This window comes from Bacillus sp. NPDC094064 (assembly GCF_050279585.1).
Taxonomy (GTDB): domain Bacteria; phylum Bacillota; class Bacilli; order Bacillales; family Bacillaceae_G; genus Bacillus_A.
In genome coordinates this window covers 349,713-362,039 of the sequence record NZ_JBNNUI010000001.1, presented here as the reverse complement: position 1 = coordinate 362,039, position 12,327 = coordinate 349,713, and the positions used below count along the sequence as shown (strand labels likewise).

The 12,327-nt window shown below is 36.4% G+C and carries 13 protein-coding genes and 1 pseudogene; 2 read left to right on the top strand and 12 right to left on the bottom strand.

Annotation, left to right across the window (positions count from 1 at the left end):
• Window positions 1-7 precede the first annotated feature (7 nt).
• From ACQKNI_RS01930 to ACQKNI_RS01885, 10 genes and pseudogenes are all read right to left on the bottom strand, one after another.
• Complete coding sequence (locus ACQKNI_RS01930; protein ID WP_088229565.1) at window positions 8-388, bottom strand: VOC family protein; 381 nt, start codon at window positions 386-388, stop codon at window positions 8-10.
• Window positions 389-459: 71 nt separating this feature from the next.
• Window positions 460-975, bottom strand: a complete 516-nt coding sequence (locus ACQKNI_RS01925; RefSeq protein ID WP_098252488.1) for an SRPBCC family protein — start codon at window positions 973-975, stop codon at window positions 460-462.
• 12 nt (window positions 976-987) lie between these two features.
• A complete protein-coding gene (locus ACQKNI_RS01920) occupies window positions 988-1,332 on the bottom strand; it encodes an ArsR/SmtB family transcription factor (RefSeq protein ID WP_098357102.1) in 345 nt (114 codons plus the stop codon).
• Window positions 1,333-1,548: 216 nt separating this feature from the next.
• Window positions 1,549-2,394, bottom strand: coding sequence for a phosphatase PAP2 family protein (locus ACQKNI_RS01915; RefSeq protein WP_098882378.1), 846 nt, complete (start codon window positions 2,392-2,394; stop codon window positions 1,549-1,551).
• A gap of 9 nt (window positions 2,395-2,403) precedes the next feature.
• On the bottom strand, window positions 2,404-3,513 hold the full coding sequence (locus ACQKNI_RS01910) for an alpha/beta hydrolase (RefSeq protein WP_427282159.1): 1,110 nt from the start codon (window positions 3,511-3,513) through the stop codon (window positions 2,404-2,406).
• A gap of 145 nt (window positions 3,514-3,658) precedes the next feature.
• On the bottom strand, window positions 3,659-4,519 hold the full coding sequence (locus ACQKNI_RS01905) for an AraC family transcriptional regulator (protein ID WP_427282158.1): 861 nt from the start codon (window positions 4,517-4,519) through the stop codon (window positions 3,659-3,661).
• Window positions 4,520-4,592: 73 nt separating this feature from the next.
• Window positions 4,593-5,474 (bottom strand): aminoglycoside phosphotransferase family protein, encoded by an 882-nt coding sequence (locus ACQKNI_RS01900; RefSeq protein WP_098252493.1) that lies wholly within the window; start codon window positions 5,472-5,474, stop codon window positions 4,593-4,595.
• On the bottom strand, window positions 5,475-5,990 hold the full coding sequence (locus ACQKNI_RS01895; protein WP_098945942.1) for a GNAT family N-acetyltransferase: 516 nt from the start codon (window positions 5,988-5,990) through the stop codon (window positions 5,475-5,477).
• 23 nt (window positions 5,991-6,013) lie between these two features.
• Window positions 6,014-6,121: pseudogene (locus ACQKNI_RS01890) on the bottom strand (DUF2691 family protein); the annotation flags it as partial.
• Between the two features lie 175 nt (window positions 6,122-6,296).
• Entirely contained in the window at window positions 6,297-6,731 is a 435-nt protein-coding gene (locus tag ACQKNI_RS01885) for a ferritin-like domain-containing protein (protein WP_088229573.1), read from the bottom strand.
• 310 nt (window positions 6,732-7,041) lie between these two features.
• On the opposite strand from ACQKNI_RS01885, the gene ACQKNI_RS01880 reads away from it, so the two are divergent.
• Complete coding sequence (locus ACQKNI_RS01880; protein WP_098266270.1) at window positions 7,042-7,548, top strand: GNAT family N-acetyltransferase; 507 nt, start codon at window positions 7,042-7,044, stop codon at window positions 7,546-7,548.
• 105 nt (window positions 7,549-7,653) lie between these two features.
• Here the strand turns inward: ACQKNI_RS01880 and ACQKNI_RS01875 are convergent, their stop codons facing one another.
• Window positions 7,654-8,835: a YhgE/Pip domain-containing protein gene (locus ACQKNI_RS01875; protein WP_427282157.1), complete on the bottom strand. Its 1,182-nt coding sequence runs from the start codon at window positions 8,833-8,835 to the stop codon at window positions 7,654-7,656.
• Window positions 8,836-9,007: 172 nt separating this feature from the next.
• Here ACQKNI_RS01875 and ACQKNI_RS01870 point away from each other — a divergent pair, with 172 nt between their 5' ends.
• A complete protein-coding gene (locus ACQKNI_RS01870) occupies window positions 9,008-9,625 on the top strand; it encodes a TetR/AcrR family transcriptional regulator (RefSeq protein ID WP_098252498.1) in 618 nt (205 codons plus the stop codon).
• Between the two features lie 104 nt (window positions 9,626-9,729).
• Here ACQKNI_RS01870 and ACQKNI_RS01865 read toward each other — a convergent pair whose 3' ends face one another.
• A complete protein-coding gene (locus ACQKNI_RS01865; RefSeq protein WP_427282156.1) occupies window positions 9,730-12,117 on the bottom strand; it encodes an immune inhibitor A domain-containing protein in 2,388 nt (795 codons plus the stop codon).
• Window positions 12,118-12,327: the final 210 nt, after the last annotated feature.

The following is a 12,327-nucleotide window of genomic DNA, read 5'->3' as shown; positions in this document are numbered from 1 at the left end:
ATAAAATTTACTTCTTTTCCATTACTGCAAAATAGTTATTTTCGCTATCTGCAAAATTAAATATTCTACCTGTAGGCATCGTTACAATTTCTCCAACTGTAACGTTTTTGTTTACTAAATCGCTATATAAACGATCGAAGTCTTTTGAGAAGAACATTAAAGAAGGTGTACCAAGATTTAACTCCGGCTGCATTTTAGCAATAAGCTCTTTATTATGGAGAACAATGCTTGTTTCAGCTTCTTTAGTCGGCGCAATTTCAATCCAGCGCATTCCTTGACCGTTATCTTCCTCTGAAATTACAATAAACCCTACTTTTTCTGTCCAAAATTCCTTCACTTCATCTTGGTTATTCACATATAACATAATTTGCCCAACATTATTAATCATTTCTTTTAACGCTCCCTTACAATTTTTTATTAAACTTGACTATCGTCAAAAATGAAATTACAGTACAAAATCTATTTCAATAACTCAAGCCGTTCATTCAAACGATCCCAAGTTTCAGTAATACCTTGTAGCATTCCCATATCCATAACGGTCTTAAGGGCCTTTTCGTTAACATATTCAGCACGATTTATTAACTTTGTCTTTCCACCTAAATCAATGAATTCCAGTGTGATCTCCGTTGATGGCATAGAATCATTCACATTGCCTTCAGCATCCGAAAAATAATCGGTATAAACAATTTTCTCAGGCTCAATAATCTCTTTATATACACCTTTACCCCATGATTCCATACCAAAAAATTGCCCTTGTTTTTGATCAACACACTTCATACAGTAGTGCCAAACTCCCCCAGGACGGAAATCAACAGTACATGATGGAATTTCCCAGCCTCTTGGTCCCCACCAATGTTTCAAATGCTCTGCTTCTTTAAACATACTGAATACAAGATCACGTGGCGCATCAAAAACGCGCTCTAGTACTAATACCTGCCCATTCTCAACTCTCGATACCATTGTATTGTTTGACATTTTCATTCCTCCTTAAGACTTTTCCTTGTTTTGCAATTCCTTCAAATACGTATCTAAATTATCAAATCTCTCTTCCATTACATGCTTAAATGACTGTACCCAACAATCAAGTGCTTGGAAAGGCTCAGGTCGTAACTTATAAATCCGGCGATTCGCTTCCGCCTGCACTTCTACAATCCCAGTATCACTTAACACTTTTAAATGTTTTGAAGTTTGTGGTTGCCTTAAACCCAAGTGGTCGGCAATTTCCCCAACAGTTAGAGGACCGTTACGCAAAAGTTCAACGATATTCATACGATTCGGTTCAGATAAGGCATTCAGCGTCGCCATGTTCACGCCCGGAAATTTCCCCGACATATCACTCACCTCGTTAAGCGATGGTCTCCGGTTATAACACATCCATATCATCACTACTATTATCTTCTTGTTGAATCGATTATATCCAAGTTGGAATATTCCTGTCAAGGAATATTCCAAAACTAAATTTGACTTTTATGGCAAACAAAAAGAAGTCATTCGAATCAAAATGACTTCCCTTTGATTACAGTCCACTCTGTAAATTTCAATGAGTGTTTACATACTTTCATGAATACTCTGCACATCAACTTTCTTATTTCTCCATATATACTTTTTCGTAGATATAAAAACAATTAATGAAATAGCGACTCCAACTGTAACATCTGAAGCAAAATGGGCCCCTACCATAATACGGCTAACTGGCACTAGTATCATCCACATAAGAATGAAAATCCAAACACCTATTTTTTTACGTTTGAATGAAGCAAAATACCCTGGTAATAAACTCAACCAAATAACGAGCGCTGCATTCGCACTATGGCCTGAAGGAAATGACATAAACTCATCACTTTTAGCAATTCCTTGGGGTATAAACCATTTTGAAAATCCTTCAAAAGATCCTATAGAAATCATATGACGATAGCGTTCTCTACCCCATCCTAATTTTATTAGATTAAATGTAATTAACACGATCACTACACTTAATAATCCAATTAACGCAATATCTCTCAATCTTACATCATCATACTTACTCCATGATTTAGAAATCATATAAGTAGCTACAATGAAGCAAATCATAATAATCGGAATTGAGGATTTTGAAATTGTTAAATAATGTACTAACATAAATGAAGCTATGAAAGCGAACAAGAGTATAATTACTCCATATCCAATTCCAGATAGATAATATCCTCTTGAACCTTTATTTTTTCTAGTTTTAAATAAATACATACTACAAAATAAGGCGATAAGCATCGCCGGAATCTCTCCTATAGCTTGTAAAAAAAGAGCGATCTTATTAGTTGGTTCATATAAACTATGGGATATCTGTAGGTCTGTAAATGCGAATATGCATAGTAAAATAGCGAAAATTAGACTTACTATCACTGTTTTATTTTTCATCATTTCCCCCTACTTCCCACTATGTTTTAATATAAAATTACCCATCTCAATCGCTAAATCTTCACTTTGAGGATAGACACCTACATTATCTCCATATGCGTGCCCTAAACCACGATAAAGGACTGTTTCAGTATCCACTCCTTTTTTAGTCAATTTAGCTGCATACGCTAAACATTCTATCATTAAAAAATCATGCTCTCCTACCGTAATAAATGTACATGGATAGTCTGGATTTACATCAACATATGGACTTAAATACTTCGAATGAATGTCTTGCGTACCAAGTATTTCTGCCATCCCTCCGGCCATTGAATGCATCACATTAAGCAGTTTTTCTAGTCCTTTTTTATATTTCGGAGCGATCTCATATTTATCTATACTCCAAGAATAAAACTCGTCTTCATAGTCACACATATTAATTGTAGGATACAGAAGCAATTGTCCTTTTACGAGGTTTCTGCCATCTTCCATATCTCTCGTTGTACAATACTGAGTTAAGTTCCCTCCAGCACTATCACCCGCAACAAAGATATTATTCTTATCACCGCCGAATGCTTCAGCATTCTCATAAATCCATTTTAAAGTAGTGTAACAATCTGTATGCCCAATTGGATAAGGATGTTCCGGAGCTAATCGATAATCTACGGAAACGGCTAGTATATCTGTTTTTTCTACTATTAATTTCACAAGTTCTTCTACCACATCTGGTGATCCCGCCATAAATCCACCACCATGAATAAAGTATAGAATTGGAGCACCCTCTCGTTTCGAAATACTATTATAAATCCTTATCGGAATATCATATCCATCTTCCGCTTTAACTGTTTCATTCATAATATTTATATCTTTAGTGACAATCGGAACGCTTTTAATACCATTAAACTGTTTTCTCATATTCTTTACTGATTTTTCGGAAGCGTCCATTTTCATCATATTTTTAGGCATAAATCTCATTATGTTCATTTGAACCTTCATGTCTTTATAAAGACGTGGATCCATCGCTCCCTTTTCATCGCAATCTGGTATGTTTTTCACTAAGACTTCTGCACCTTGTACATTGATGGTTTCTTGTTTTTCTTGAATTTTTTCTAATAAATCTAAGCTATATTGTCTAGTCATCTTTTATTCCCCCTACCTCGCGTTAAAACGCTTACATTTTTTAAAAAAATTATAGAATCGTGTAAATTTTCATTTACTAAATAAAAATACGTTCCATGTACAAAATGTAACACGGAACGTATTTTTATTGTTGTTCATATTTGATTCAATTATTGTCATTTTTTGATATCATATTTTTTCTATATTGTAATGGTGTAAATCCATATTTCCCCTTAAACTGTGAAATGAATGACTTTACATTGGGAAATCCATGTTTTATTGCTATATCTTGTATAGAATTTGTACTGCTAATAATATCTTCATAAGCTTTATGAAGCCTGTATCTCGTTAAAAAAGAGGTGAAATTTGATCCGAAAGATTTCTTGAACCTACGGGAAAAATGTTCCTCACTTACAAAAAAGTGTTTCGCCATATCTTTCAGTTTAAGCTCTTCATCGTAATGCTCATAAATATATGTAATCATCTCTTTTTGTTTATTTCCAAGTTGAAAATCATTATCTACTTTCTCCCCATCTTTACAGTGGCGCAATAAAATATAAACAATCTCATAAATTAAACTATTCATTTTTATATAACTTAAATCATCAGAGTTTGTGACTAATCCCTTTAATTCATAAAATATTTCTTTGAGCTTTGTGTTCTGAACAATGGATTCTTTTAAATTAAATCTATATGTATCAAAGTCATCATTTAGCTCTTTAAGAAATTCATAAGAAACAATTAACATCATGACTGCACAACTTATATTTTCAACTTTTTCAAATTCGTGAACATCTCCACTGTTTACAAAGATAAACTCACCAGCTGACACTTTCTTTTTTTGCCCATTTACATATAAAAAAACGTCTCCATATATAACTAAACTAATTTCAATACTTCTATGCCAGTGTGGAGGAATATAGTAGTGAAAATCAGCCGGAAGCCTTGTGCTATCTATATATTCAACCATACCTGGAATTCTATCACGCAATTTTATTTCTTCATATTTCCCTTGCTTGACTTTCAATCATGTTCCCTCCTTTTTATTGCACAGTAAACGTCAAGTAACTTCAATCAAAACTGATGCTATATAAACCTTTTCACTTTATTGAATAATCATCCACAATCACTTGGATCACACGATACGATTCTTCTGCCACTTTCTTATTACTCCCCTTATTTGCATCATATGTAATTAACGCCTTCCAAAGCGCCCAACCTCTCGCTCTATTCCACGTTTCTTCGTCCATCTGTAATACTTCTTTAAATATATTTCTACTATTCTTATCAAAGAATGTCCAAGCCATCGCCGCATCACAAGCAGGATCCCCTACTCCTAATATCCCAAAATCAATTACGGCACTAAGCTTTCCGTCTGTAACGAGTAAGTTCCCTGGCGCTATATCTCCATGCACCCAAACTGGTTTGCGCTTCCACGTTGACTGAAGTGCTAAATCCCAAAGGTGCTTTAATACTGTTTCATCAAAAACGTCCTTATTATTTTCGATAGCATCTCTCGCCTCTTTATCATATACAAATATAAGCCCACCTCGGTAAAAATTATGTGCTCCAGCTATCGGTCCGTCACTCGCATCAATAGATTGCAATGCTACTAGAAATGATCCTAAATCCGCCGCAAATTCGTTTAAGTCACGTACATTTTCTTTCGTAACTGTCTCTCCTTCTATCCACTTATTAATAGACCAAGGCCACGGATATTCTTCACAAGGATTCCCTTTCGCAATTGGAGAAGAAATTGGTAAAGAAAGTTCCTTGCTTAATAGAGGAAGCCACTTGTTTTCCTTCTCTACTTGCGGTGCATATGCTACATCACTTGGTAATCTTACACTCATCTGATCGCCTAGATGAAACGTTCTATTATCATGCCCACTAAGCTTTACAGATTTCACTTCTAAATGTGCCCATTCAGGAAACTGTTCCTGTATTAACTTTTCAACTAAACTTACGTTAATTGGATGCATTCACATTCCCCTTCTCTTTTGAAACTTGCTAAGCCCATCCGTACTTCCAATATATTCAAAACCACTTCTCTTATAAAAATCATTCAATATCCGATTATGCCCTACACAATCTAACTTCAAATACTCTTTATCATGTTGCACATTCTCTTCTATCCATCGTAACATCCATTCTCCTATTCCATTCCCCTTATACTTCCGTTTCACCGCAAATCTATGAATATACAACGAATCAGAAACTTCCTCTTTACCAAAAATATATTCATCCCATTCACTTTGTTTAGGAGATACTGTAACCGTGCCGACAATTTCTTCTTCTTTCATAACAACATACGTATATTTCTCTCTTATACCTTCTAGTATTTCAGCCGTAGCTTCTTCACCTAAAAGATACTGCCATTGATCTACTTCTTTATGTTGTAACCACTGTGCTACTTCTTTTAATAGCGTAATAATGCTATCACTTTCACCTTCAGTAGCAATTCGAATTGTATATTCTTGAACTGTAGTTCTCTCCATATTTCCGTTCCCCTTTCCTAGCGCTACCACACTGACAAACGCGTTCTGCCATCATTTTCATCTGTAACATATTCCACGTAAACTCCTAAATCGAGTGCGTTTTTATACATTAATTCAATCGCTTTTTGATCCCCCACTGATTAAAGTTTCATTTTATTTATTTTCATTTTCGTTTCATACATTATATACCAAATTCAACTACTATATTTTGTCGATCCTATGTAATTTGCATTTCATCGCAAGAAAACCGCTCCACTACTGTGAAACGGTTTCCTTCTACTTATATTTAAGTATTGTATTCAATACTCACTTCGACTTCACAAAATAATATAAAAACCACACCGCATGATTTTGTTCATCTGCAGCTATTCTCCGCAACAACTCTTTCATAGATGCATCTGATGTTTCATCAGCAATTTCCAAATAAAAATCTACTGTCTTCTGCTCATCTTGTATAGCGAATTCTAATCCTTGCAAGTACGTATTCGGGCAGTCTTCAGTAATCTGTGGTTTCGGCTGCCTGCCAGTTAAATTCGTATACATTTGTACAAATTGATGGAAATGCTTTATTTCATCGTTACGAATTTCAAGAATTTGTTTTTGTTCTACTTGATTTGGGGCCATGTTCGCTAATTTCGCATAGCAACTGATGGCGCTATACTCTCCGTTAATCGCTTTTTCAATATCACTAATCAACTTATCATTCTGTCTATACCAATCATGATAATTCGAATTATACATCGTATCCCCTCCATAATGTCTCTTAACATTTTATGCATTTTGAAATAGGAGGAGCTTGTGTATATAACGGGACAACTTTAGATTTAAAATAAAGATTGCTACAATGGTCTATTTTGCAAAGGAATTGCTTATTCATAAAGTGAAACTATAATCAGTGGGGATTTTACTGCACGGCAAATGGCGGATAAAATATCACTATTTTTTTGTAAACTGTTACTATACATTCGCGAATGAATCGGGTTTCCAACCAGATGGGGTGTTGAGATGCGAAGCTATTATGAATACAGTCATATAACTAGGAGGTACCACTATGCCATCTTTATTTAAACCTATGGCGTTCCAGCTGAAAACCGAAAGACTTGAGCTTAGTATGTGGGAGGAATCCGATGCAGTTTGGCTGAGCAAATTAATTGGCGAACGTGGTGTGGACATGCCAACCGTTGACTCCGTTCGTAGCTGGCTTATTGAGATGCGCAAGAAGGCAGACGAAAATGGCATTTCCCTTCTCACTATTCGAAGGCTAGATGAAGGCGATTTCATCGGATACTGCGGCTTGATTATCGGGCGTTCCACACTTGAAGAGCCGGAGATTGCATACGAGTTGTTCCGTAGTGCTCACGGTAAAGGCTACGCAACTGAGGCAGCATCCGTTGTACTGGACGCTGCGATTGCTACTGGGCGCCACAAACTTTGGTCGACTGTAGGTGCTTGGAATGTTGCTTCCCTCCGCGTACTAGAAAAAATAGGATTTAAGCGGCATCACAGTACGTGGGACGACGAGCGCGGTGAGATTGTTTGGAACGTACGTGATCTTTAGAGCTCTCGATACTATGGAAAAGACGAAAGGTCATTCGCTTAAGCAAAAAACCATGTAAATTTCATCACAAAAACCGCTTCACTACTAGTGAAACGGCTTTTCTTTTTAAGCATGTAATTCTGTTTTATGTCCCTTTACTGCACGAGACTTCCATGCAGTCGCTAGTATAACAACCATACTTACTATCCCAATCCAAACGAGCATAGTAACAGGTGTATTCCAGCTTAAACCTTTTCCGAAGAAGAAAATGTCCCTTAATCCTTCGATCATAAATCGCATTGGCAACCATGAGTATACCCAGTCTTGATAAAACGGCGACAACATTTCAGGTGCCAGTGCTAATAACGGTGCTCCGAAGAACAGCAATAAAGCAAATAATCCGATTCCATTTAGTCCAACTAATGAGAGCACTGCAGAAATCATTAAGAAGAAACTAAAGGATGTAATAGATAAAAACAGTGCCGTATCCGTGAAGTTCGAAATATTTAATCCTACCATTCCGTCCGCAATCCATGTAAGACCAAATCCAATTACAAGCGCCGCAACAGCTCCTGTTACTATTTGTTTTACTTTTAATACAAAGTTTTCTTTTCGTGTACCTACTGGCATTTTACGAATCGCAATAAAGATGATTGCTGCGCTCGCTAAACTTGCAATCCATAGCGGTTGGAATAATGAAATGGGCGAGTTACCGTTCGCACTATTTTTTCCAACCTCATTCACATTTGTCACTTTCTTCGCAATAGGTGTTACTAAATTTGAAGCTTGATCTGTTGTTAAAGTAGCACCTTTTGCTTTAAACCCTTCTAGTAGCTGCGTACGAACAGTATTGTTCATATTATCAACGATCGCCTGTAATACTTGCCCTGCCATAGTTGATGCAGCTGTATTCATTCCTTGATTTATGAGTATTTCTACTTCTGGCGAAGACGGCTGTGGTGTTCGTAATGATGCTTGTTTTGCACTAAATTCTTTCGGAATAACTAATGCCGCGTAATACTCTTTATTATTTAACCCCTTTTGAACCGATTCCTTATTTTTTACTTCTACCCATTTAACCGCAGGTTCTTCATCTGCTTTTGATTTATTTTTAATCGTATCAACAATCGTTTGCCCCATATTCATTTTAGGTTGGTTCGGAATTTCTACTCCTTGATCCTCATTTACAATTGCAATTGGCAAGTTTTTTGGCTGTGGTTGAACTGTCGGGAATAATGTTAATGAAAAAATAAAGACAATAAGTAGTGCAATGACTGGTGATAATAATAAAAGTTTATTTTTAAACATGTTCTTTTCCCCTCCTTTAATTTCAGTTACAATAAGCGAACAACGTGTTGTTTATTTATATTTTGAATTATATGTTTGCATTGAACCTTATACAATAATCAAAAACCGCGAATGTGTCGGTTATAAGACACATTTGATAAATATGTTGAAGAAAATTTAGGAGGGACATACTTTGCGAGATAGTAATTTAGATTTACGCGTGATTCGTACGAAAACGGCAATACGAAATGCATTTGTGGAATTAATTGAAGAAAAAGGCTTTGACGCCATTACAGTAAAAGATATTACAACGAAAGCGAACATAAACCGTGGTACGTTTTATACACATTATCTAGATAAATTTGATTTAATGACGAGATGCCAAGAAGAAATTATGCATGAGATGTCTAGCATTGCAAAAAAGAAATTTCCGGAAGTTATTGCGGATCTTGGATCAAATCCTTCCCCAACGACTCCATTTGTACTTATCGCTTCTATTCTTGAATTTCTAAATGAAAATAGTGATTTTATAAGAGCCGTACTTAGCCCAAAAGGGGATTTATCATTCCAAACAAAACTGAAAGACTTTATGTGGAAAACACTGTTTGAAGATACGAATGATGCTCTCATAAAGAAAGAGAATTTACTTGTCCCGAGCCAATACTTAGCTTCTTATATGGCATCTGCTCATATAGGTGTCATTCAGCAATGGTTAAATAGCGGGCAAAAAGAAACACCAGAGGAAATTGCTCATATTTTATCAACAATCGCAGTTCATGGACCTTTTTATGCAGCTGGGTTAAAGAAATAAGCCCGCTTGCTTAGTAATTTCTATTATTTTATTAATAACTTGGAATTTATGTTTCTGTAAAAAAAAGCTGTTGAAAGGACTCCCTTTCAACAGCTTCTACATTATTAACGATATAAACGAACTGCGCCTGCAGAATTATCATCTGCTTGTCCAACTACTTCAAATTTCAATCCAAGCTTCGGTACTTTACGTCCTGCATCTGGGATTAAATCGTTCATATACGATTTAGAATCATCAAACTTCGTTACACCTGGTAACCCTTTGTAATCATATGTTCCGCGTGTTGGAGATACAACTTTCCATGCTGGCGCTTGGTTAAAGGAGAACGCAGCATCTGCGATTTGGAATCGTGTACTATTTTTAACAGTTGGTTTGCCGTTTAGCGTTCCAACAATTGCCTCTGGGTGAGAATCAACAACTCCTAAGAAACCTTCGCCTGGATGCATACCAACCCAATTATCTGTAAAGCTAGAGTCTGCATACCATACAAGAAGACCTGTATTATACGGTACACCACTGCTATATTTTAACGCTTGATCAGCACCAGCGTAGTTTCTCCACTCTAAATAGTAGTTATGCTTCTTCTTATCAAAACCGTCTGCTACAACGAAACCATTTAATTTTAATTTTGTTTCGCCTTCTGCATCATCAGAGAACACAACATTTCCATCGACAGTTAATGTAGCATTATCAAAAGTAAAACCGTTCGGTGCTAAACCACCATCTGTAATGTATTCGAATACTAATTTTACTTTCTGACCTTTAAATTTACTTAAGTCATATGACTTATCTACCCATTTACCATCTGTTGTGTCTAGACCATTTTTTACATTCTTTTCACCAATTCGATCCACTAACGTTTTCGTACCATCTTCTGTTACTGCATGTACTTCAAGGAAGTCATAATCCGTTTCAATTTCATACAATGATTTGTAATCAAACTTCACATTTGTTGCATTTGTTAAATCGAACACTGGCGTTTCTAATGTTGTATGAAGATTATCGCCTTTTGTACTATAGTAGTATTTCTTACCGAACGCAGGCTGAATACCTTTTACTTCTTTATCTGGTAAGTTAACACGAATCAGCCCAGGACGATTTGATTTCGTTACACTTTGATCTAAGTACGTCGCAAGGCCGATACCGCGGTTTAATTTATCATAGTCAACCTCTACAATATTTGCCCAGTTTCCACCCATGTTCTTTTGAAAGAACTCTTTATTTTGCGGAGAGAAACTCGGTGGCGTTGAACCTGCAATTTTACCAGCCCAGCTGCCACCGCTCATAACAGACCAAGAGTTAATTGGCTCACCTGATCCGGAATATTTCGTATCATACTCATCTGGAAGACCTAGATCATGGCCAAATTCATGTGCGAATACACCAACTGCTCCGTCTTCTGGCTCAATTGTGTAGTCGTATGCTGCCATTTTACCGCCCCAGTTATCAACTTTTGCTTTTGTTCCTTCAATTGGATATGGTGATCCAAGGTTCCAACGATGTGACCAAATTGCGTCATCACCTAGTCTACCACCGCCTCCATCTTGCCCAACTCCAGCGTGAATGACCATTAAATGATCAATAAGACCATCTGGTTCGTTTTTATTGCCATCTCCATTATTGTCATATTGATCGTATTGGTCAAATTCAGATAAATCAATACCACTTTCTACAGCTGCATTTAATGCCTCTTTTACAAAATCACGAGGTCCTTTTGGTCCTTTATTATCATGACCGCCATCGCCAGCATCTGCACCATAATCTGCTGCTTTACCAGGAACTGTCAACCACTTTGTCACTGTCCCATCGACTGAATAGCTGCCACCAGATTGCTCTTCATAATATTGTTTAAATGTTGGGATTTTTGAACCATCAAAGAGTGTAAACGGCTCATCACCAAATAACATTTTTTGATAATGTTCTGGATTAAAATCGTTTGAATACATATAACCTGGTACTTGATCAATATTGTTATGCTTAAAGTCATCAAACTCTACTAGCAATACGAGAACTTTATCTTTACGAACATCACCGTTATATTGTTTTTGCTTCGCTGAAGTAGTTGGTACTTTGCCGTTTAATCCCCCTTTAACCGGCTCTTGTCCAGTTACCGGGCCACTAGCAGGTTGATCTGCTTTTTCTTTCTCATCTGCTTTTGCATCTTTAACTTTTTTCAAAAAGTCAGCAGCTTCTCTTGTAACACTGTCCCCCGCTGCTGGTTCTTTTCCAGCATTTTCGCCTTTTTTCTTCTCTACATATTTTTCAACAGCTTTTAATGTGTCTTCTTTCGACGTAGATTCACTAATTACACCGCGTTTCTTGAGCGCATCTGCTAAACGCTCCTCTTGAATTAAATTTTCATCAATTGGACTTAAAGATCCTACATTAGACGGCGTTGCCGCATAAACAGATTGACCCCCAACCCCAAATGTGCAACTAAGCACAGCTGCCGCCGCAAGCGTAGACAGCACTTTAAAAGGCTTTTTCTTCATCCCTATTCCTCCCCAATATTGAATATGTTCCAACTTTTATATAATAAAGAATATTCTGACATTACACAATACATTGTCTTAATTTGTAATATTTTTGAAAATATTCTTTGTTTTAGATTGATATACATTCTAATTCATCAATGTTTTTAACGCTTACTTCTTGCATGTGAATTCGAATCGTGGCATGTATAATTTCTTCTACGACAGGGA